This window comes from Salegentibacter mishustinae (assembly GCF_002900095.1).
GTDB classification, from domain to species: domain Bacteria; phylum Bacteroidota; class Bacteroidia; order Flavobacteriales; family Flavobacteriaceae; genus Salegentibacter; species Salegentibacter mishustinae.
On record NZ_LLKN01000001.1, the window covers coordinates 370,461 to 395,130 of the forward strand.

The 24,670-nt window shown below is 37.2% G+C and carries 10 protein-coding genes; 6 read left to right on the plus strand and 4 right to left on the minus strand.

Annotated elements, in window-relative coordinates; translation table 11 throughout:
• Nucleotides 1-123 precede the first annotated feature (123 nt).
• A complete protein-coding gene (locus APB85_RS01800) occupies nt 124-9,438 on the plus strand; it encodes a LamG-like jellyroll fold domain-containing protein (RefSeq protein ID WP_057480442.1) in 9,315 nt (3,104 codons plus the stop codon).
• A gap of 391 nt (nt 9,439-9,829) precedes the next feature.
• Entirely contained in the window at nt 9,830-16,027 is a 6,198-nt protein-coding gene (locus APB85_RS01805; RefSeq protein WP_103294406.1) for a LamG-like jellyroll fold domain-containing protein, read from the plus strand.
• On the opposite strand, the gene rsmG is transcribed toward APB85_RS01805, so the two are convergent.
• A complete protein-coding gene (rsmG, locus tag APB85_RS01810; RefSeq protein ID WP_057480655.1) occupies nt 16,024-16,653 on the minus strand; it encodes a 16S rRNA (guanine(527)-N(7))-methyltransferase RsmG in 630 nt (209 codons plus the stop codon). The genes APB85_RS01805 and rsmG overlap by 4 nt on opposite strands.
• Before the next feature lie 122 nt (nt 16,654-16,775).
• Here rsmG and APB85_RS01815 point away from each other — a divergent pair, with 122 nt between their 5' ends.
• Both APB85_RS01815 and APB85_RS01820 read left to right on the plus strand, forming a co-directional pair.
• On the plus strand, nt 16,776-17,879 hold the full coding sequence (locus tag APB85_RS01815) for a fatty acid desaturase family protein (protein WP_057480444.1): 1,104 nt from the start codon (nt 16,776-16,778) through the stop codon (nt 17,877-17,879).
• A gap of 115 nt (nt 17,880-17,994) precedes the next feature.
• Nucleotides 17,995-19,188, plus strand: coding sequence for a pyridoxal phosphate-dependent aminotransferase (locus tag APB85_RS01820; RefSeq protein ID WP_057480445.1), 1,194 nt, complete (start codon nt 17,995-17,997; stop codon nt 19,186-19,188).
• 330 nt (nt 19,189-19,518) lie between these two features.
• Here the strand turns inward: APB85_RS01820 and APB85_RS01825 are convergent, their stop codons facing one another.
• The gene (locus APB85_RS01825) at nt 19,519-21,015 is read right to left on the minus strand and encodes a TrkH family potassium uptake protein (RefSeq protein ID WP_057480446.1); all 1,497 of its coding nucleotides are present in this window, start codon (nt 21,013-21,015) and stop codon (nt 19,519-19,521) included.
• A complete protein-coding gene (gene trkA, locus APB85_RS01830) occupies nt 21,015-22,364 on the minus strand; it encodes a Trk system potassium transporter TrkA (RefSeq protein WP_057480447.1) in 1,350 nt (449 codons plus the stop codon). Before trkA ends, APB85_RS01825 begins: the two co-directional genes overlap by 1 nt.
• Before the next feature lie 137 nt (nt 22,365-22,501).
• Between trkA and ubiE the strand changes: the two genes are divergently transcribed.
• The gene (gene ubiE / locus APB85_RS01835; RefSeq protein ID WP_057480448.1) at nt 22,502-23,230 is read left to right on the plus strand and encodes a bifunctional demethylmenaquinone methyltransferase/2-methoxy-6-polyprenyl-1,4-benzoquinol methylase UbiE; all 729 of its coding nucleotides are present in this window, start codon (nt 22,502-22,504) and stop codon (nt 23,228-23,230) included.
• Between the two features lie 4 nt (nt 23,231-23,234).
• A complete protein-coding gene (porT, locus tag APB85_RS01840) occupies nt 23,235-23,906 on the plus strand; it encodes a type IX secretion/gliding motility protein PorT/SprT (RefSeq protein WP_057480449.1) in 672 nt (223 codons plus the stop codon).
• A gap of 15 nt (nt 23,907-23,921) precedes the next feature.
• Here the strand turns inward: porT and APB85_RS01845 are convergent, their stop codons facing one another.
• Nucleotides 23,922-24,656, minus strand: a complete 735-nt coding sequence (locus tag APB85_RS01845; RefSeq protein WP_057480450.1) for an RNA methyltransferase — start codon at nt 24,654-24,656, stop codon at nt 23,922-23,924.
• Between the last annotated feature and the right edge of the window lie 14 nt (nt 24,657-24,670).

Genomic DNA, 24,670 nt, shown 5'->3' on the forward strand with positions numbered 1-24,670 from the left:
CCGGCCTTAAAAAAACCGCCTTTTAACTGGTTTTTAGATACTTAAATCCATATTTATATTTAAATTCTTGTTAAAAGAAATTTTTTATGTGTAATTTCCCCCACTAAAAGCAATTAGTTGCCTATGGGTAAAATTACTCCCCGGATTTTCTTAGCGGTTTTTATTTTCGGATTGTACCTACTTTCCGAAAACACTGTTTTGGCTAATATCAAGTATGGCCCGGAAAAACCTATTGCCGAAAAGCAAATTCAAGATAAATCATTTTTCGTAGGTTTTCTACTTGAAGAAGCACCTACAATTAATTTAGTTGAAAATTCCCAGGCTAGTTGTAGCGATAAAAGCGATGGAGTACTGAAAGTAAGTGCATCAGGCGGTGTATCTCCTTATACCTATGCCTGGTCAGGACCTAATGGTTTTACATCGTCAGGGGAAGAAATTAATAATCTTGCACCAGGAGCATATACTGTAACTGTAACCGATACAAATGGCGAAAAAAGTTCAGAAAGTTTTAATGTAGGCTTTGAAGATAATATAGACCCCGAAGTAATTACACAGAATATTACAGTTCAACTAGATTCTAACGGAAATGCTAATATAACCACGTCTGAAATTGATAATGGCTCTAGTGATGCCTGTGGAATTCAGGATTTATCTCTGGATATAACCACCTTTGATTGCGGTAATGTGGGAACTAATACGGTTAGGTTAACCGCTACCGATGAAAATGGAAATACAGCTTCGGAAACTGCCACCGTTACCGTTGAAGATAATATTGCTCCTGAAGTAATCACCCAAAATATTACCGTACAGTTAGATACCGATGGAGAGACCAATATAACCACTGCTCAGATTAACAATGGTTCGAACGATGCCTGTGGAATTCAAAATCTTAGTTTAGATAATAGCAGTTTTAATTGTTCCAATATTGGGAACAATACTGTTACCCTAACCGCTACCGACGAAAATGGAAATACAGCTTCGGAAACGGCTATCGTTACTGTGGAAGACAAAGTTGCTCCTGAAGTAATTACCCAAAACATTACCGTACAGTTAGATGCCAACGGAAAGGCCAGTATAACCACTACTCAGATTGACAATGGTTCGAACGATGCCTGCGGAATCCAAAATCTTAGTTTAGATAACAGCAGTTTTAATTGCTCCAATATTGGTAACAATACCGTTACCCTTACCGCTACTGATGAAAATGGAAACTCAACTTCAGAAACGGCTATCGTTACTGTGGAAGACAAAGTTGCTCCTGAAGTAATTACCCAAAACATTACCGTAGAGTTAGATGCCAACGGAAAGGCCAGTATAACCACTGCTCAGATTGACAATGGTTCGAACGATGCCTGTGGAATCCAAAATCTTAGTTTAGATACCAGCAGTTTCGATTGCTCCAATATTGGTAACAACACCGTTACCCTTACCGCTACCGACGAGAATGGAAATTCAGCTTCAAAAACAGCTACCGTTACCGTAGATGATAATATAAATCCTGAAACGCCAACAATACCTGCCCTTGAATGGACGTGCGAAGATGAAATCATCAATTTCCCGACTACTACCGATAATTGTAACGGAGAAATAACCGGAACTACCTCCGATCCATTAAGTTATGACACCTATGGAACTTTTATTATTACCTGGAAATTTACCGATGATTCAGAAAATTCTGTTACAGCCACACAAGAAATTATAATTCCTGAACCCACAGTAGAAATTCCGGCCATAAATAACAGCGCATTCTGTAATACAGAAATAGTTCCTGAAATTAATTTCTCAGGAGCAAATGCTACCTCGTATCAATGGTCTTACCAAAAAAATAGTAGCACAGATATTGGCCTGCCTTCAAGCGGGACCGGTAATATCGCTGCTTTTACTGCTAAAAACAATAGTAGCGATCCGGTAGTTGTTGATTTTACAGTAGTCCCCTTTGGTGGAAACTGTCAGGGTAAAGAAAAAAAATTCCAAATAACTATTAATCCAACCCCAACTATTACTAAGCCTGAAAATATAGTAGTTTGCGCAGGAGAAACAATAGACAAAATAAATTTTCCAGGAGCTTCAGTTTCAGGAACTAGTAGAGTTTGGATTAACGATAATACCAGCATAGGTCTTTCGGCTAGCGGACAAGGTAATATTGAAAGCTTTACAGCTACTAATAGCACAACCCAAAGCATTACAGCGACTATAACCTTAACTCCCACCGCAAATAATTGCGAGGGGATTTCCGAAACCTTTACTATTGAAGTAAAACCAAATCCAGAACTAGAAATCCTGGAGATACCTGAGCTTTGTAATGGGGTGCCAACTGAAGCAATTCCTATAAATGGAAATTTTAACGGAATTACTTATGATATTTCTGGTGGTGCATCTATAGGTCTTTCCAATAAATCTGGTGTTGCTGAAATTCCGGTTTTTACTCCGATAAATAATACAGAATCGCTTTTAAATGCCACTATAAAAATCACTCCTAAAGATAATGGTTGCATTGGGGAGACAGTAGAAGTTCCAATAACCGTAAAACCTAGTCCGGTGGTAAACACCTCCTATACCAAGCAAATTTGCTCTGAAGCACAAACTGACCTTTTAATATCCAGTCCGGTAGCGAACACGAGTTATACCTGGACAGTTGATGCTCCAACAGCTATAACAGGCGCCGAAGATGGTAATTTCGAAATTGCTGATGAAAAATTGATTCAGCAACAATTAGTTAATAACTCTTCTACATCGCAGATAGTTACTTATAATATCACCCCAGAAGCTGATGGTTGTACCGGAACTACTATTCCTGTTAAGATCACAGTTAATCCAACTCCCGAATTTGAAATAAACTTACCTAATTGTCCTGAGTCTATAGACCTTACAGATCCAACAATTAAAAATAATTCTTCCCTTAACTATACTTACTGGGAAGATGAGGATGCTACAATAGAAATAAATAACCCTACCGAGCTAAGCCTTGGAACTTATTATATAAAAGGACAAAGCGATGCAGGTTGCGCTCTTATAAAAGAGGTAATTGTTGATAAGATTAAGCCGCAACTAACAAGCCCCCTAACAGTTTCTGAAGTTTGCTCGGGAGGAGTTTTCGAATATGAATTCGAAAGTAACATCCCGATAGAAAAATATTATTGGAAACGTCCTGAAATTGAAGGTCTAACAGGCTCTTTAAGTGGTGAAGGAAACATACAGGAGTCTTTCACAAACACAACTGATGAAACGATCGATGTTCAATTTGAAATAAAAATACAGGCAGTTAATGGGTGCATAGCAGGAGAAGAAGAAAAAATTATTATAACAACCCCTATTTTGCCGAAGCCACAATTAAAAGGAGACAAGACTTATGAGAGGTGTAGTACGGCTCCTTTTACAGCCAATAACTACACGAATGTTTCAGGAGCTAATTTAATATGGGAGATAGTTCCCCAAGATGGTATATCAGCCAGTAAAACTTCAGGTTTAGGCAGCGTGCAAACTACACTTACTAACAATACCGCTAATCCTAAAGACGTAGAATTCATCTACACGATGAATTATAAGAATTGTGAAGCTAGTAAGGAAAGTATTTTTGTGACTGTAAAACCTGCTCCTCTAGTTGATGCAACGGTATCAATGTCTAGTCAAACACAATCCGATGCAGTAGATGAAATTGAAATTTGTCATCCAAGTAGCCCGGCTGACCCTAATTCTATAAATCTATATTCTAATTCTTCCATAAACTTCGAAACAAGTCAAAATCAATTAGATTTAAATCTTGATGGTTTAAATTTATGGAACACCTCACAAGGAAAAAACTGGGAAGAAGGTGTAAATGGGTCTTTGGCATATGTGGACGAATGTGGATTTTGGGAAGAACTATTTGGGCTATGTTCTTCAGATACAAATATTTTATTTCAGTCAAATGATAATTCCAGTTTTTTACTTTTAGACGCTAGTGGCAATACAAACTCAACTTTAACATTAAAAAGCAGTAGTAGTTTTAGCACCGTAGGACAGGAAGATGTTGTTTTGTCTTTTTATCATTATTTCGATAATGAATATGGACAGGGCCACATTGAATATAAAGCAGATGGTGTTAGTTGGAGGTCTTTGAACAGTTCTTTGCCATTTACAAGTAACGTGGGCAGTCCAAGCGATTTCAGGCACGAAGAATTCACAATTCCAGGAAACCTGGAAAATGTTAGAATACGTTTTCGTTATGAGGGAGGTTGGAGAGATCGTTATTGGGCGCTAAACAACATTAAAGTCACCGGAGTTGGAACTGCTCCCCCTACTATCACCTGGACCCGATCTGATGATCCAAACTGGGGTGATGAAGTTGAAGGAAAAGCTAATCTTTTGCCAGCTGATATTGGCACTATAAATAAAACCACAACTTTTACCGCAACTTATACCTATGAGGGAATTGAAAGCGGTGATAATTGTAATACAGGGCAAAATTCTGTGACCGTCATCGTACGAGAGCCACTACAACCCCAAATTGTTGCAGATTATTGCTTTTATGAAGGAGTTGAAGGAAAGGAAAACACTATTATTCTTTCTGTAGAAGGAGTAGATAATATCGTAGATTACGAATGGAGAGGACAGGGTATTAATGATGGTGATATAAATTACGTAGACAGTAGTCATAGCTCAATTGAAGTTGATTTAGCTTCCACTTATTATGTTACTGTCACTGATAGCTTTGGTTGCACCGCAGAAGCTTCCCTTCCTATATCTAAAAATCTTGTTCAAAATGGAACTTTCGAAAAAGGAAATTCTGAGAGAGATTTGTCTCCATCTCGAACTGACCACACCTACTTTCGAAATGAGCCAAGAGGATTGGTGGAAGAAGGAACATATTTGGTGGGGAATAACGCTAATCTTTATCATTCTGCATTTACAAGTGCTGGAGACCATACTCCCGGGCAAGGCAACGACAAGTATCTTATCATCAACAGCGATGATAAAGATGTTAATACTCTAATCTGGGAACAAACTATTGACGATATTAAACCGAATACCGATTATTACTTTCGTGCATATGGTATGAATTTAGTTTATAGGAAAGAAAAGCACGCAAACCCGGAATTACAATTTTATATTAGTACAGACGGCGGTGCAAGCTTTGAACAAGTTGGGCTAGCTGTTAGCTTCTTTGATGAAACCACTCAAAGAGGTTATCCCGCAGGACAATGGCTCCCAATTTATAATATTCGAGCTTGGAATTCTGGAAATGCTACAAGTATTATCTTAAGAATTGATAATAATAATGATGCAACTGATGGTAACGACTTTGGAATAGACGATATCTCCTTTGCTGAGTTACAATCCACAGAGCTCAGTTTTGAATTTTCAGACAATGGGCCTGTTTGTGAGGGTGAGACTATTGAATTCTATTCAGAGATCACCGAAGGAGGACGTTTTCCTGTTACCTTTGAATGGACTGGTCCAGATGGCTTTTCAAAAACTATCGTAGCTGAAAATGAGGATGGTCTCGCCGAAGCTGACACTATTCAAATTCCGAATGCAACTATAGCAATGAGTACCGAAGACTACGAACTTAAGATTACAGATTACTACGGATGTGATATTGAATCTAAAACAACCACGGTAGAAGTAATAGAAAAAGCGGTAGTTTTTGCAGGTGAAAACTTAGAAATTTGTTCTAACAATCCTAATATAGATCTATCTACAGCTTCCATAAATCATCCAACAATAAACTCAGGCTTTTGGAGCACCATTAACGGAGACAATTCTAGATTTACCGACCCAAATACTATTAACACGACATATAATCCTAGTGAAAACGAAATTTCTTCGGGAGAAATTGCATTAGTATTAACTTCAAATCAAGATACAGGTGCTGTTTGCGAAACCGTTAGCGATACTATAAATATAATTTTCAACATTAGTCCGGAATTAGAACTAGTATCAAAAAATGTTAGCTGTTTCGAAGGAAATGATGGAAAAATAGAAGTCAATATTTTAGAAAACACAGGCACAGGACCTTTTACTTACGTCTGGAGCGACGGTCAAACAGGAAGAATAGCTCAAAATCTACAAGCAGGAGATTATTATGTAGATGTTACAGATGCAAAATCCTGCGTAGTAACATCTGATACCATAAGCATTTTACAGCCGGAAGAACTTCTGGTAGAAAATCCTATACAACTGGAGGAAGCTTCCTGTTTTGATGAATATGGGACTGTAGTGGCCATTCCTGTTCAAGGTGGACTTTTTGCTGAGGAAACAGTAGATGCTGAAAATATTCCTTATGTACTTGACATTCTTGACTCCGCAGGAAATGAAATTAGCTTAGGACAGGAACAAATTATTTACGACATTAATACAGGAAGATTTATTGTTTCAGGTTTGCAAGGAGGTAAAGGATATACCTTCTTGATAAGCTCAAGTGAAAACTGTGCCGCTGAAGTTAAAACTTTTACTACTCTAACTCCTCCAGAAATAAACGCAGGAGAAGTTCCTGAAATTTCAGAATGTGGTATCCAGTCTGTATGGCTCGCTGCATCTCCAATAGACCCAGAAATTGGCTCAGGCTCCTGGTCTTACAATAATGGTGAAACAGCTCTACTGGGAGATCCAGGCAATCCAAACACAACATTTACCGGCCAATCGGGTCAAACCTATACTTTAACCTGGAGTGTTGCCTCAGCAGCAAATCCATCATGTAATGTATCAACAGAAATTGAAGTTACTTTTCCACCTACATGTAGCAAGTTAAATTTTGACGGTGATGATGATTACGTTAACGCTGGCAATAATTACACCATGGCCGGAAGTGACTTCTCAATAGAAGCATGGGTGAAACCAAACAATATTTCGGGAGTGAACACTATCATCTCCAAACGAATTGAAGAAGAACCCAACCTGGGATACGATCTTATTCTTAATAATGGTTCCCCCAGTTTTAGGGTTAGAAATAAAAGTGTAACTTCTTCAAAAAAAATAACTACAAATCGCTGGTATCATATTGCAGGAGTATATTCTGACTCTAAAATGAGTTTATTTGTAGACGGCATAGAGATTCAAACAAATACCAATAACATTCCTGGAGGATCTGGCAATTTTGATGCTCCATTTTTAATTGGTGCCACATATTCACCTTCAACCAATAAAGAAACGAAAGATCATTTTAATGGTTTCATTGAAGAAGTTAGGCTTTGGAATACAGCAATCTCAAGCGAACAAATAAGATTTTTCATGAATCAACGTCTTGAAAAGGAGAATTCAAATGTGAGCGGCACAGTATTAGGAAACAACTTAAACCTGCCCAATGCCCCTGAAAAGATTTCCTGGAACAATTTATTGGGGTATTATCAACTTCTTGCTCAAAATAACCTAATTAGTGATGGATTTACAGATAACCTTGGTAGCGTAGGCCAATCAGCCCATGGTTTACTAAAAAACATACAGGAAATGCAGGAAAACACTGCTCCACTTCCCTATATACTTTATACAAGTGGACAAGAGTGGTTTAATAAGCCAACCTGGAAATTACCGAACCAAATAAATGGTCAAAATATAAGTCAAAGGGACGTTTGGAATCCACCCGGCAGCCAGGGAATCGATAATAGTAGAATAACCTGGAATATCGTTAAGCTTTCTGAAGACATAAAAAATCCAGCCACTCAAAATAACCAAAATAATATAAATTTATTAGCCCTAATTTCTGAAAACGGCATCTTAAATATGGAAGGTGAGAATAATATGGGTGGTAGCCAGACAGGATTTGGAACCGGAAACGCTTTAACCATTACTCATTATCTGGAGCTTAATGGCTATATTGATCTTAACGGTGAATCACAATTAATACAAACAGAGGGTAGTGAAATTAGTGGTTCCGGCGGAGTGGAAAGGGATCAACAAGGAACTGCGAGTAGCTATAATTATAATTACTGGAGTTCTCCTGTTTTACCAAATTCTAATAGCCAAAACTATAAGGTTAATCAGGTGTTGAGAGACGGATCTACCGTGGGTACCAGGGAATTTCAAAACATAAACTTCAAATGGGCTCATACCCATGCCGATGGACAAAAAGCAAATCCTATTAAAATAAGTGATTACTGGATTAATGCTTTTAGAGCCAGAAAAGCCAACGAATACAGTCAATGGGAGCAAATAGGAAGCTACACTGCTTTAAAGCCCGGAGAGGGTTATACAATGAAAGGCACATCTGGAGAAGCTAGTATAAATGATAAGCAGAACTATACTTTTAGTGGCTTTCCAAATAATGGTACAATAGAAGTTAGTGAAATTAAACCTGGGCAAAATTATCTTTTAGGTAATCCTTATCCTTCGGCAATAAGTGTTGAAGAATTTATATTGGATAATATTAAAGATGGCGCCGGCCGAAATAATAAGAACCTACTAAACGGTGCCGTTTATTTCTGGGATCATTTCGGGGGGCATACCCATTATCTGGCACAATATGTAGGAGGCTACGCTGTGCGAAATTTAATTGATGGAGTTTCGGCAATCTCAAATGATTCAAGGATCAATGCTTCAGGAGCTCGGAGTACTAAAAAAGCTGGCCCTTATATTCCTGTAGGGCAGGGTTTCTTCGTTAATACTACCCCAGATGCATCATCGAGTGATACTGATGATTTTGGCACCGGTAAAATTGTTTTTAAAAATAGCCAGCGTTCGTTTGTAATCGAGCGAGGACAAAGTTCTTCTTTCTTTTTGAAGCCTCTGAACACTTCCAAAACCAATAAGAATTTTGAAGAAAAAAGAGCGGATAATCGATATAAAATCAGATTGGAATTTCATTCTCCTACTGGCTACCATAGGGAAGTTTTAGTTGGTGCAGACTCTAGAACCAGTCAGGGTTTTGATTTAGGTTTTGATGCACCCTTAATAGATAAAGGTCCCGAAGATATGTACTGGATGATTAATGATAGTAGGTATGTTATACAGGGAGTCCCTAATTTCAATTTAGATCAAAAACTACCCATTGGCCTTATAATTGCCGATGAAAAAGAATTCAGTATAGAAATTGGGGAACTCGAGAATGTGCCCGATATCATTGATATTTACTTGCGCGATAACAGCGACAGCACTTATCACGATTTAAGAGAAGAAGCTTTTAAAGCCAGTTTACCTGCTGGAGAATACCAGGATTTATATGAAATTGTTTTTCACGATGTAACTTCCACTAGAAAAGATAAAGAACCTGGTGAAGGACCAATAGATTATTATTACTCTTTAGACAATCGAGAATTTGTAATTAGTAATCCTGAACTTCATAAAATTGAGCATATTAATATCTATAATATAGCAGGGCAACTGGTAGATCAACACTTTGGAATACCCGACCTTAAAGAAATTCATGTTCCACAGAAAAAATCTTTAAGCTCGGCTGTTTACATAGTGAAAGTTTACACTGACTCCGGAGATTATGCTAAAAAGGTGATTATTAGAAAAGACTAATTTTTTTAAAATAGTCCTGAATTACTTTTTCTCGTATATCGACCTAAATTGCTTCGCAGTTTTTTAGTCCCATATTTTTTATTCTTAATCTGATCTAATTAAGCGTTTTCCACTTAAAAGAATAAAAGTTCAGCATTAGGATTACGTTGTCTTTTGGGAGCTTTTTATTCTACCTACTTTTAAAATTATATATTAGGGACTAATCGTTAGCTACAGAATGAAGAAAGTTATAGTTTAAATGAAAGATTTTTCCTACGTATAAATATTCTTCTTAATTACAAATGGTTTTTCGTCTGATATTAAAGGTTTTATGCCTATAATTTTGACTTAAAATCCTGTTAAAATAGATTTTTTATATGTAATTTTACTTTTTAAAAGCAATTAGTTGCCTATGGGTAAAATTACTTCCCTGTTTTTCTTAGCGGTTTTTATTTTCGGATTGTACCTACTTTCCGCAAACACTGTTTTGGCTAATATCAATTATGGTCCGGAAAAACCCATGTTTGGAAAGGAAATTAAACATGAATCTTTTTTTGTAGGCTTTCTACTCCAGGAAGAACCAACTATTACTGCTCCTGCCGATAAATCCTTTAATACTACAGGTGGAAAATGTCACGCATCAGGTGTAGATTTAGGAAATCCAACAATTAAGGACAGTTCCAACTCCCCTGATATTTTGGTGAATGGTACAACCATAAACCCTACAACCTATGAGTTTCAAGTAGGCACTACCACGGTGACTTGGAGAATTACGAATAATGATGGGACAGATAGCGATACTCAAACAGTTACTGTTACCGATAGCGAACAACCAGTCATTTCCCACAACGGAAATAAAAATGTAAATAACGATGTGGGAAAATGTGGTGCAAATGTTTCCGTCAGTGCGACCGCTACTGACAACTGTAATGTAGGCAATCCCACTGCAACAAGAAGCGATGGACAAAATTTAAGCGCTCCTTATCCGGTAGGTGTAACAACCATTTCCTGGGACGTTACCGATGAAAATAATAATGAGGCCCAAACCGTTACTCAAACGATTACCGTAACAGATAATGAAAAACCAGTAATCACACACAATGGTGATCAATCGGTGAATACTGATTCAGGCCAATGTGGTGCAACAGTTTCCGTTAGCGCGACAGCAACTGACAATTGTAACGTTCCATATCCAACAGCAACAAGAAGCGATGGACAAAATTTAAGCGCTCCTTATCCGGTAGGTGTAACAACCATTTCCTGGGACATTACCGATGAAAATAATAATGAGGCAGAAACCCTGACACAAACAATAACGGTCACTGATAAGGAAAAACCAGTCATTACTCACAACGGAGATAAAAATATAAATAACGATGCGGGAGAATGTGGCGCAAATGTTTCCGTGAGTGCGACCGCTACTGACAATTGTAATGTAGGCAACCCCACTGGAATAAGAAGCGATGGGCAAAACCTAAATGCGATTTATCCGGTTGGCACCACAACAATTACTTGGGAAGTAACTGATGAAAATGAAAACCTACAAACATCTGTCCAAACCATTATAGTAAAAGATAAGGAAGCACCAGTTGTCCCGATTCTGGAAGAAAATATTACCTGGGGTTGTGAGTACACCGTTGAAGCTCCAATAGCCCAGGATAATTGTGATGGCGAGATTATTGGAGAACCAAATCGTTCCACAACTTTCACTGAAAAAGGTACTATTATCTGGACCTTTACTGATAATTCTGGCAATAAAAGCACTGTAAACCAAACCATTACAATCGATCAAATAAAACTAGAAATAGCTACCGAAAATATTTCATGTAACGGGTTTGCAACTGGCAAAGCTCAGGCCATTGTTAATGGTGGAGTTGGTCCAATAACTTATGATTGGGGTGAATTAGGAAATGGAACTACCAAAGATGGTTTAAGCCCGGGCAGCTATTCGGTTACAGCAACTGATGTGAATGGGTGTTTGGCAACCAGAGAATTTACCATTAGCGAGCCAGAGAGTTTTCTTGAAATAACAAACATCAATACTAATAGAGGATGCTTTAAAGAAGATAATGCCTCAGTTACGGTTGAGGCTCAAGGAGGAACAGGCCAACTCACTTACACCTGGAGCAATGGAAAGACAGGAGCAACAATTAATAATATAAATAACTCATCTGCTTCCAATAACCTTATTTTAACGATTACCGATGAAAATGGATGTTCTATTGATGAAACAATCACTGTAGATGCACCGGAAGAGTTAATAATTACAGATGTGATAACTACCGAAGCAACTAGCTTTGGTTCAGCAACAGGAACCGCAACTGCGCTTGTTAAAGGCGGAACGCCTCAGTATACATTTAAATGGTCAGATGGACAAACAGGACAAACAGCAAGTGGTTTAGCAGCAGGGGAGTATTCAGTAACTGTAACTGATTCGAATAATTGCATTACGACTTATCATAAGGTTATAATTATAGATCCCATTTCTGCTCTAATAGTTCCAACTTCTATATGTGATAGAGAAAATGAAGAACTTAGAACTTCGTATTTCAGAGTTGAGAACAATACTGCCATAGGTGGATATGGCCCTTATAACTATGAATGGGAATTTGGAAACCCATCTGATATAGCAAACCAACCTATTACTGATGGCCCTAATCTTATTCAGGTGAAATACAAAACCACTGGCAGCAAAACTATAAGGTTAACAGTAACCGATGAATTGGGAAATGAATTTAAAACTGAAATTCAGCAATATGTAGGAGAGTGTTTTGAAATTAATTGTGGATCATCTGATGGTTCTTTTGATATTGATAATATTTATTTGGGTGATTCAAATGGTGAAAAAATAACGGCTGAAAATTGCGCCGAGAACGTAGATAAATTTCTTTATTTCCGAAATTTATCAAATCGTAAAGTTTATTCCCTATATATTGAATATATTTATACTGTGACGAATGGCGATACTGGAGAAATAAAAGAAGAACGTGAAACACTTTGCTTATATGAATATCAAGAGGTACCAGATCTGGTAAAATTAGCTCAGGTAGATTGGAAATGTGGGGATGATATAAAACTTGAAAATGTACTTCTTCTTTTTTCTCAAAATAAGAATAGAGCTTGCGGTGAAGGATCGAATCCAAAATGTTATGGATCTAATGACCAAGGAGAAGTTATAATACCTTTATATGCCAAGGCTACAGCTAATGAGCTACTATGTAATGGCGCGAAAAATGGTAAAATAACCGTAAAAGCCTCGGGAGGCAATGCACCATATTCTTACAAGTTAGTTTCCGCTGAAGATGGTTCAATAATAAGAAACAATCAATCTTCGGAAACTTTTGAAGAACTTGAAGCAGGTAGTTATAAAGTAATTATTTCCGATTCCAGTAATCCCAGAAATACCTTTGAAACCGAAGTTTTACAAATCAACCAACCTTCTAATCCCCTCACATTAACTGAAACAAAAAGAAATCCTTTGGCCTGCTATTCTGGCGAAGATGCTGAAGTGTCTGTAAGTATTTCTGGAGGAACAGCTCCCTATACAATAATTTGGAGTAATGGTCAATCCTCAACTGCAGCGGAAAGCACCGTCAGTGATTTACCTTCAGGCAATCATTCCGTTGAGGTTATTGACGCAAACGGTTGTAGAGATGATTATCAATTTGAAATAATAGAACCGGAAGAAGTTGCTGCTAATGCTGGTAATGATAAAGTTTTAAATTGCGGAGTCGATCAGGTAAAGCTAGAGGCAATTTTCGAAGGCTACACCAATCCCAGAACAGGAGAAGAAGAATTTGGGACCTGGCGAATTATTAATGGCCCAGCCGGTGCTGTGATTTCAGATCCGACCAATCCCGAAAGTCTTTTCACAATTACAGCAACGGGGACCTACACTCTAGAGTGGACTATCCCCTGCGGGAGTACCGATAGGGTAAAAATAATTTTTAGTAATTGTAGTACTATAGATTTTGATGGAATTGATGATTATATAGATTTTGGAGACAACCTAAATCTTACCACAGGATTTACAATAGAAGCCTGGGTAAAACAAGATCAAAATGCTACCACTTCAATAAAAACTATTCTCTCTAAAAGGGATAATGCTAATCTTAGTACGGGTGGATACGATTTAATTATTGAAAATAATACTCCTAAATTTAGATGGAATGGCCAGACTCTTTCTTCTGACTATCAGATTGATTCAAACCGATGGCACCATATCGCTGTGATTCAGGGCGGAACAGATGAAGGTATTTATATTGATGGAATTAAAGCCAGTGATGGAGCTCCAGGAGTGCCAGATAATTCTGAAAATAGGTTTTTAATTGGGGCAATACATAATGAACCTTCCGAACCTGACCCCTCCAATTTTTTTCACGGTTGGATTGAAGAAGTAAGGATTTGGAATACTTCATTGGAATTAGATCAGCTTAAGTTCATAATGAACCAGCGAATTAAGAACAACACGAATGTTAGAGGTGAAATAATACCTTTAGATGTTCCGAATAATTTAAAATGGGAAAATCTAAAAGGATATTATAGGCTTATAACCTCTGAAGCTACCAACGGTATTACCAAAAACAAAATTCCAAATGGTATTGATGGACGCTTAAAAAACATTCAAAGTACACAACAGAATACAGCTCCCCTACCATACATAGCAGTAGGAGGTGATTGGCGGACCAAATCATCCTGGAAGCAACCTCAGGTTTGGGACACCCCCAATAGTATAGGTGTCAAAGACGAAAAAATCAATTGGAATATCGTCCGGTTAGATGGTAAGACGTTAACAAATGATGCAACTACCGATAATTCAAATAGCATAACCCTATTAGGATTATTAGATGATGGCGGTTCTATAAAAATGAAAGGAGAGAACAAATCTTCCGGTAGTGAGCTCCGTATTACTCATTACCTGAAATTAGATGGCACTATCGATCTTAAAGGAGAGTCACAGTTAGTACAAACAGAAGGAAGTATTCTTGTAGGTAATGGAACAATTGAAAAACAACAAACAGGAACGGCTAGTAGTTATAATTATAACTACTGGAGTACACCGGTTATGCCAAATAATACAACTTCAAAATTTACAGTTGCTGGAATTTTAGAAAAAGGACTTGTAAATGGCTCGGTAAAAGATATCCAATTTGGGAACGGACCTTTCTATGTTGAACAAAATGGAGATCCCAACAAAATCAATATTAGTAATTATTGGATTAATGGCTTCTTTCCCAATCCACAAAATCCAAATGAAGAGAACGCCAATCAATATCACTCGTGGAAACAGTTAGGTAGCAATCCTTCAAAACAGGATTTTCAACTATGGCCTGGTGAAGGTTTCACAATGAAGGGTACTACTGATATTTCTGTAATTGAAGCTGAAGAAAAAGGGATCTACCAAACATATATTTTTAATGGCTTTCCCAATAATGGCACATTACCGCTTAGAAAATCTTACCCTAATCAAAATTATTTAGTCGGGAACCCTTATCCATCAGCAGTTGATGCCAATGAATTCATAGACCATAATGAACCATATATTAACGGGGCCATTTATTACTGGCACCACTTTGCGGGTGATTCACATTATTTAGCTGAATACATAGGTGGCTATGCAACCTATACTAAAGCATTGGGCTTACCTGCTAAATCTATTGACTCAAGAATCGATAACTCTGATCCTAGCAAGAGTGGCGGAAAACGGCCAGGCAGATTTATTCCGGTAGCTCAGGGATTCTTTGTAAATACAAGTAAGAATAGTGACGGACCTAACTCCAATCCTGAAACAGGAGTTATTGAGTTTACAAATAGAATGAGAGTATTTGCTCCTGACACCGATATAACTGGCAACTCAGATGAAACTCAGTTCTTAAAACCAGAAACTAAAACTAAAGAACAAGCAAAATATGCGAAAGATACACGTTATAAAATTCGTTTAAATTTTAATTCTCCTCAGGGCTATTGGAGACAAATAGGAGTTGCTGCAGATGGAAACACCACTCAAGGTATAGATTATGGCTATGAAGCCCTACTAATAGACAGAGGCCCGGAAGATATGTACTGGATGATTGGTGAAGGAAGATTTGTAATCCAGGGTGTACCGCACTTTAATCTCGATCAAAGATTACCTCTAGGAATTACTATAGCTGAAGAAAAAGAATTCAGCATAGAATTGGGGGAACTCGAGAATGTGCCCGATATCATTGATATCTACTTGCGTGATAATAGCGACAGCACTTATCACGATCTAAGAAAAGAAGCTTTTAAAGCTAGCTTACCTGCAGGAGAATACCAGGATTTATATGAAATTGTGTTTCACGATGTAACTTCCACCAGAAAAGATAAAGAACCCGGTGAAGGCCCTATTGATTACTATTACTCTCTAGACAACAGGGAGTTTGTAATTAGCAATCCTGAACTTCATAAAATTGAGCACATTAATATTTATAATATTGCTGGCCAACTGGTAGATCAACACTTCGGAATACCCGACCTTAAAGAAATTCATGTTCCGCAGAAAAAATCCTTAAGCTCAGCTGTTTACATCGTGAAAGTTTATACCGATTCCGGAGATTATGCTAAAAAAGTAATTATTAGAAAAGATTAAGGCTTGTACTTTAATGGTAGATAAACCACTTTTTTAGTATTGAAAAAATCTTCCTCAAAATAATCGCGGAGTTCATAAATTTCGGCCTTTGGATAATCACGAAGTTCAACAGTTAGATCGCCGCCTTTTAAGTAAAGGATTCCGTTTTTGAGTTCGTGTTGACTTTTTTTAGCGATCTTACCTTTGGTCCAATGCACAAAAGTGGGCATTGCAGCCACTGCCCTACTTACTATAAAATCGTAAGTTCCAGAAATCTCTTCTACCCTTGCGTTTGTAGTTTTTACGTTGGTGAGTTTTAATCCTTCCACCACTTCATTTACCACTTTCATTTTTTTTCCTATAGAATCCACTAAATGAAAATTGGTTTCAGGAAATAAGATTGCCAGTGGAATTCCTGGAAATCCACCGCCCGTTCCCACATCTAAAATTTCTGCTCCCGGTTTAAACTTTTGAATTTTTGCAATTCCCAGGGAGTGTAGTACATGCCTTAGATAAATCTCATCAATATCTTTACGCGAGACCACGTTAATTTTAAGATTCCAGTCTTTGTACAGTGCTTCCAACTGTTCAAATTTTGCATATTGGTCATCGGATAAATCGGGGAAATATTTCTTTATTAATTCCAAAGTTTTCAAGTTTTGCACAAAAATACATAATTTGGTGCTGAAATTGCACCGTACATTAATACGGTTTAGATTACATAATAACTATATAAAAATTTTACCTTTACCGCTTACAAAAAAAATAAATGGAAAACATTCAAAATCATATTAAATTCTCCCGAAAGGATTCTACAAAATTCTTTAGGCTACTCAATAAAAGAGTAAATAATTACTTTAAGGAAAACAACATTAAAAAAACAGGAAACTGGAAACTCCACCTTAAAGCTGTAGCTATGTTTTCCTTATTTCTAACACCTTATTTCCTGATCCTAACCCTGGACATTTCACAGTGGTGGATGTTACTACTTACCGTAGTGATGGGAGCCGGAATGGCTGGAGTAGGAATGAATATTATGCATGACGGTAATCATGGCTCCTATTCTTCCAAAAAATGGGTGAATAAATTTATGGGAGGTACAATTTATGTACTAGCCGGAAATGTTTACAATTGGCAGGTACAACATAATGTTTTACACCATACTTATACGAATATTCACGGTCACGACGAAGATTTGGATGCGGGACGAATAATTAGATTTTCTGAACATGCCAAATGGTATAGCTTTCACCGTTTTCAACATTATTATTCTGTGTTTCTATATGGTTTATTAACTTTTAACTGGGCGTTGACTACAGATTTTAAACAAACTAAAAATTATTTAAAGCGAAAGCTATCCTACGGAAAAATGCCCAACCCGGTAGCACAATGGAGCATTATTGCAATTACAAAACTGATTTATGTTTCTATTTGGATTGTGATTCCTATGCTAATTTTATCAATTTCCTGGTGGAAAATTTTAATAGGATTTTTCGTGATGCATTATACTGCAGGTCTAATTCTAAGTATTGTATTTCAGTTAGCCCACGTAGTGAAGGAAACAGAAATGCCATTACCAGATGAAACCGGATCTATGAAGAATACCTGGGCAATTCACCAGTTATTTACTACGGTTAATTTTGCAACAAAAAACAAAATTGTAAACTGGTTCACCGGTGGATTAAATCATCAGGTAGAGCACCATATTTTCCCAAATATTAGTCATATTCACTATTCTAAAATCGCTAAGATAGTTAAGGAGACCGCTTCAGAATGCAATCTCCCTTATCACGAATACAAAACCACACGCGCAGCAATAATTGCCCATTTTCAACATTTAAAAGAAATGGGTTCTAAACCTGCAATTTCCTAGATTACCTCTGGAGAAATCCCACGAGGTCGAGATAAGAAAACAAATAAACCTTTCTCGAGGTTATATGTATTTCAAGTCTCAAATATTGAGTAATTAATTTGTAACCAATTAAAGAATGCAAGAACAATTATCCAACCGAATTAACAATTTAGCCACTTCTCAAACCCTGGCTATGGCTGCAAAAGCGCGTGAACTTAGAGCCGAAGGGAAAGATATCATTGGTTTAAGTCTTGGAGAACCAGATTTTAATACTCCAGATTTTATTAAACAAGCCGCGATACAGGCGATAAATGATAACTACAATTCTTATACGCCCGTAGATGGTTATGTAGAATTAAAGGAGGCGATAATCAATAAGTTTAAGAGAGATAACGATCTTACCTACGATCTTTCTCAAATTGTAGTGTCTACAGGCGCTAAACAATCTTTAGCCAATGTGGCGATGGTTTTATTAAACCCGGGAGACGAAGTTATTCTACCCTGCCCTTACTGGGTAAGTTATGCCGAAATAGTAAAACTGGCAGAAGGCGTTCCAGTTGAAGTTCCAACTTCAGTAGAAACCGATTTCAAAATGACTCCAGAGCAGCTGGAAGCAGCTATCACCCCGAAAACAAAAATGATTTGGTATAGCTCACCCTGTAATCCTAGTGGAATGGTTTACAGCAAAGAAGAACTTAGAGGGCTTGCAGATGTGCTAAAAAAACATCCGGATATCGTTATTGTAAGCGATGAAATTTACGAGCATATCAATTTTGTTGGCGGTCATGCTTCTATGGCGCAGTTTGAAGATATGTACGATCGTGTAGTAACCGTAAATGGTGTCTCCAAAGCTTTCGCTATGACGGGTTGGAGAATTGGTTATATAGGAGCTCCTACCTGGATTGCACGTGCCTGTAATAAAATGCAGGGTCAAATTACCAGTGGCGCCAATTGTATAGCTCAGCGTGCTGTAATTAAAGCGCTAGAAGCACCGGTAAGTGAAATTAGCTATATGGTAGATACCTTTAAGAAAAGGAGAAAACTAATTATAGATCTTTTAAATACTATTGAAGGTTTTGTAACCACAGAACCAGAAGGTGCGTTTTATGTTTTTCCTAATGTCTCTCATTTCTTCGGAAAAACAATTAAAGGCCATAAGATTGAAAACGCTACAGATTTCTCTATGTTTTTATTAGAAGAAGCTCTTGTAGCAACGGTTACTGGTGATGCCTTCGGAAACCCAGATTGTATAAGAATTTCTTACGCAGCAAGTGAATCTCAGATTGAAGAAGCGATGAAGCGAATTAAATCAGTTTTAGCTGAAGCTTAGGTTTAAGCTCATAAAATAATATATTTTTCAAAATCCTGATGCAGTTAAAACTCATCAGGATTTTTTTATAGCCACGGAAACCCCTAAAAATAGTTATCAGTTTTATTCCATAACGCCATCCTTTCTCGAAACTTCGGAATTGTTTCAGATCCTGTCCCGATTTTTGGTCGGGAGCTTGCTTCGAAATTTATTCGGAGATCCTGGATTTTGATGAATTAAGAATATCTTAGAATCCGGAAGCTAATTCGGGATAAAAAACTGAAACGAATTCAGCTTGACAGAAAATTATCCTTTTAAACAGCCTTTCTATTTAATCTGAATATTTTAGTATTACCTATTTCTCCAGAAGAAGGGAGTGAGAAGTATGAGGACGGTAAACAGTTCTAATCTTCCGATAAGCATCAAGAAAGAACACCACCATTTTCCTAGTGGCGGTAGAATATCGAAATTATTTACCGGACCAAGCGCGCCAAAAGCAGGACCAATATTGCCCAGGGAAGAAGCTGCTCCACCAATAGCCGTTTCAAAATCGAGACCGAGTCCTCCTAAAATAACAGACCCAATTATAAAGGAAAGCATATAAAGTATAAAGAAGCCCAGAATATTAAAGGTTACTCCTTTGCCAATAGATTTTCCATTAAATCGTACCGGAAGAATCGCGTTTGGATGCAAGGCACGTTTAAACTCAATTCCGCCATTTCTAATCATAATAATATGACGCATCACCTTTACACCACCTGCCGTAGAACCAGCTGAACCTCCCAAAAAGAACATTCCGAAGAAGAAAATTGTGAGAAAAGGCGTCCACATAGTGTAATCGGCAGTCACAAATCCTGTGGTAGTAATAATAGCCAGCACCTGAAAAAGTGAATGTCTAAAAGCACTTTCGGCCTCACCCCAAACCATTGGGTGATCTATTTGAGAAAGGGCAACATCAGCTTCAAAATATATTAACAAAGAAGCCACTACCGTAAATATTGCTATAAAAAGGAAATACCATTTAAACTCATCGTCATGCAGTACTTTTTGAACTTTACCTTTGAAACTGTAATAGCTTAAAACAAAGTTAGCTCCCGCCAAAAACATAAAAAGCATGATAATATATTGAATAATTGGCCTATCGTTCCAGTAAGCAACACTAATATTTTTCGTTGAAAAACCACCGGTAGAAAGTGTGCTAAGCGAATGGTTAATCGCATCAAAAAAGCTCATTCCAGCTACTTTTAATAAGATAGTTTCTGCCACAGTATAGCTCACGTAAATAAGCCATAAACGCTTGGCGGTATCGGTAATTCTGGGTTTAAGCTTATCGGCGCTTGGGCCGGGAGCTTCCGCAGCAAAGAGTTGCATCCCTCCTATTCCCAATAAGGGCAGAATGGCTATAGCAAGAACGATAATCCCCATTCCACCAATCCAATGCGTTAGGCTTCTCCAAAACAAAATCCCTTTTGGAATAGATTCAATATCGTTTAAAACCGAGGCACCGGTAGTGGTATAACCAGACATGGTTTCAAAAAAAGCATCGGTAAAAGCAGGAATAGATTCGCTTAAAACATAAGGCAACGTGCCGCTTAAAGCCATAAAGATCCAGCCAAAAGTTACTATAATATAGCCTTCACGCTTCTTTACTTCTTTGCGGTGGCCACGGGTAGTAAACATAAAAAGGACTCCCAGGAATAAAGTGATAAAAGCTGCAGCAAGAATATCTATAGTTACCCCATCTTCATAAAACCAGCTTACTAAAACTGCGGTAAGCATAAAACCACCGTTACATAAAAGTAACAGCCCCATGACGTGGAGAATAATTTGATAATTAAGTCTTGGCATTATAGAAAGAGTTTTTCAACCTTTTTTATAGATCTTGGGAGGCAACAAACCACTATCCGATCGCCCCTTGTAATAGTAAATTCACCCAACGCAATTATTCCTTTACCGTCTCTTATAATTCCCCCAATAATGGCAGATCTTGGAAAATCGAGATCTTTAATTCTTTTATTACAAACCTGGGAATTTGGCTTCACTATAAACTCCAGAAGCTCGGCATTCATATTATTGATCTTGGTCATTGCCACTACTTCACCCTTTCTAACATATCTAAAAATATTATTGGCAGCAAGTAACTTCTTATTGATCAGGGTATCAATCCCAATTGAGTGGCTCAATTGATAATAGTCCATATTTTCTACCAAAGAGATGGTCTTCTTCACGCTTTTAGATTTTGCTACAAGGCAAGACATAATATTGGTTTCCGAATTACCGGTAACCGCAATAAATGCATCCATATCGTGCACATTTTCTTCTTCAAGCAGTTCTACATTTCTACCATCTCCATGAATAATTAGAGCATTGGGAAGTTCATCAGCAAGATCATATGCCTTCTCTTTATTACTCTCAACTAACTTTACATTAAAATTATTCCTACAAAGATCTATAGCTGTTTTTTTACCAATTTTACTTCCGCCTAAAATCATTATATTCTTTATAGCGTGCTTAGTTTTACCGGTAAGCTTGTAAAGGTTTTCCACACCGCTTTTTAAGGTAATGAAATTCACCTGATCGCCTTCCTTAAACTGTGTATCTCCTCGCGGAATAAGAGTATATTGAGTCCCGTAACGCTGAATAGCTATAGGAACAAAGTTAAGATCGGGAAAAATATTAGCCGCCTCCTTAACTGTTTTACCCACAAATAGCGCATTTCGAGACAAACTAAGCCCTATCATAGTCAAAGCCCCATTTTCAAATTCATAACTATCGTTAAAAGCAGATTGATTAAGTAGCAAAGCAATTTCCCTCGCCGCCAAAGCTTCAGGAGAAATCAATTCGTCTATACCAAAGCGAGTAAAACCAATTTCCTCTTTGTTTTCTAGAAATTCAGTATTAGAAATACGAGCTATAGTTCTTTTAGCTCCTAGTTGTTTTGCCAAAACACAGGTTGTAATATTGGTAGCTTCACTGGAAGTAACACTAATAAGCATATCTACATGCTTTACCTGAGAATCTTTTAAAATTGCAATAGAAGTAGCATCTCCTTTTATCGTCCTGATATCTAAATGCGTATCGGCATAAGTAAGATTATCCCGGTTGGTATCAATCAATGTGATATCCTGGGATTCGAAAGAAAGCAATTTTGCCAAATGAAAGCCGACTTCACCTGCTCCGGCAATAATTATCTTCATATAACAGCTTGAAATTGAAAAGAAGAACAAATGTACGGTATTTTAGACAAACCAAAAACCGAACTCTATAACAACAATTTCTAAAAGTATCATCACAATTATTTCATATCGTGTATCTTTGACCCAAAATTGGTATTATGAGTAAAAAGGTGACTCCTTACCAGGATTCTGGTCTCAATAAAAAGAAACAGGTTGAGCAGATGTTTGATAAAATATCTGGTAATTATGATGGTTTGAACCGGGTAATCTCCATGGGTACTGACGTGAAATGGAGAAAAAAGGTTATTGCCCTGGTTAAAGCGCAAAAGCCAAATGCTGTTCTGGATATTGCCACTGGAACCGGAGACCTCGCCATACAAATGGCCGATATAAATGCTAAAAAAATTGTTGGTCTTGATCTTTCTGAAGGTATGCTGAAAGTTGGGCGCAAAAAAATTGCGGCCAAACACTTAACCGATAAGATTGAAATGGTGCAGGGAGACTCTGAAGCCCTACCTTTTGAAGACAATTCTTTTGATGCGATAACCGTAGCATTTGGAGTGCGCAATTTTGAAGATTTAGAAAAAGGATTATCAGAAATTCAAAGGGTTCTAAAACCCGGCGGAATTTTTGTAGTTTTGGAAACTTCTGTCCCTACCAGATTTCCGTTCAAACAAGGTTATAAATTATATTCTGGCTATATGCTACCCCTAATTGGGAGAATATTTTCAAAAGACCGGGAAGCTTACTCTTATTTAAGTAAAAGTGCAGCCGAATTTCCATATGGAGAAGCTTTCAACAATATTTTAAAGAAAACGGGGTTTATAAATGTAGAAAATAAGCCTCAAACTTTTGGGGTTGCAACCATTTATACTGCTTCAAAATAAAATTATGAAGAAACTTTTTGTTATTGCCTTTCTTTTTTGCGTTCAATTTGGTAATGCGCAAATTTTTGGAGGAGATAAAATTATTAATAACGAGAATTTTGACAAACAACGTTGGTCCTGGGGATACTACCTGGGTTTTAATACCTACGATTTCAAATTCAAATATAACGAGGAACCATCAACTAATGGAAACGATCTCATTATCGAAAAAACTATGGGGTTCAACGTTGGCCTGGTTGGAAATTTAAAACTCAATAATAACTTAGACCTTCGGTTGGAACCTGGGGTTACTTTTAACACTCGTAATTTCAGACCTCCTTCTACCAAAGAAATTGAAGAAATAAACTCTACCTATGTTCATATCCCGCTGTTATTGAAGTTTTCTGCAGACCGTATCAATAACTTCAAACCATTTATAGTGGGCGGTTTATCTACTTCAATTAACCTCTCAAGTAACGAAAACAATCCGGATGCAGAATTTAGGTTTAAAACCAATAATTATCATTATGAAGTTGGGATTGGTATAGACTTATACCTTTATTACTTTAAGTTTTCACCATCAATAAGAGGTGTTTTCACGATAAACAACGAGCTAAATGAATCTACAAACGAAGCGGCTGGAAGTATAGATGCGATGCGATCCCAAGCGCTGTTCCTCAATTTTACGTTTCAGTAGAGCTTTATCAGGTTTTTAATGAGTAAAACTCTTACGTTTAAATTCACTTAGTAGAATTGCGGTGGCTGTTGCTACGTTTAGGCTTTCAGTTTCTTTTAATTCTCCAAAACGAGGAATGCTTATTTTTTTATTAATTAAAGCTTCAATTTCAGCTGAAATTCCATTCGCTTCATTTCCCATCACCAGGATTGCCTTTTCTTCGGTTTCACTTCTATAAATATTCTCTCCTTCCATAAAAGCACCATATACGGGAAGTTCTGATTTTTCGAGGTGATTTTTTAAGTCACAATAGGAAATATTCACCCTGGCTAAAGATCCCATCGTTGCCTGAACTACTTTTGGGTTGAAGCAATCTACCGAATCATTAGAACACATCAGATTTTTTACCCCAAACCAATCACAAAGCCTTATAATAGTCCCCAAATTTCCGGGATCCCTAACTCCATCTAAAGCTAGAGTGAGACTTTCTTCCTGAACTATTTTTTCCGCTGGAATTTCGAATAAGGCTAATGCCGCCTGTGGTGTTTTAAGAAAACTTATTTTTTTGAGTTCCTTTTCATCAAGTTCTTGAACTTTATTAGAATCAACACCAAAATCTGCCGAAATCGTAAAAAGCCTATTTAGAATAAATTTTGAGTTTATAAGCTCGTTTATTGTTTTAAAACCTTCGGCTACAAAAAGTCCGTTTTTATAACGGTATTTTTTTTGTGCAAGACTGGTTATTAACTTAATTTGGCTTTTACTAACCATACAAAAAATGTAAT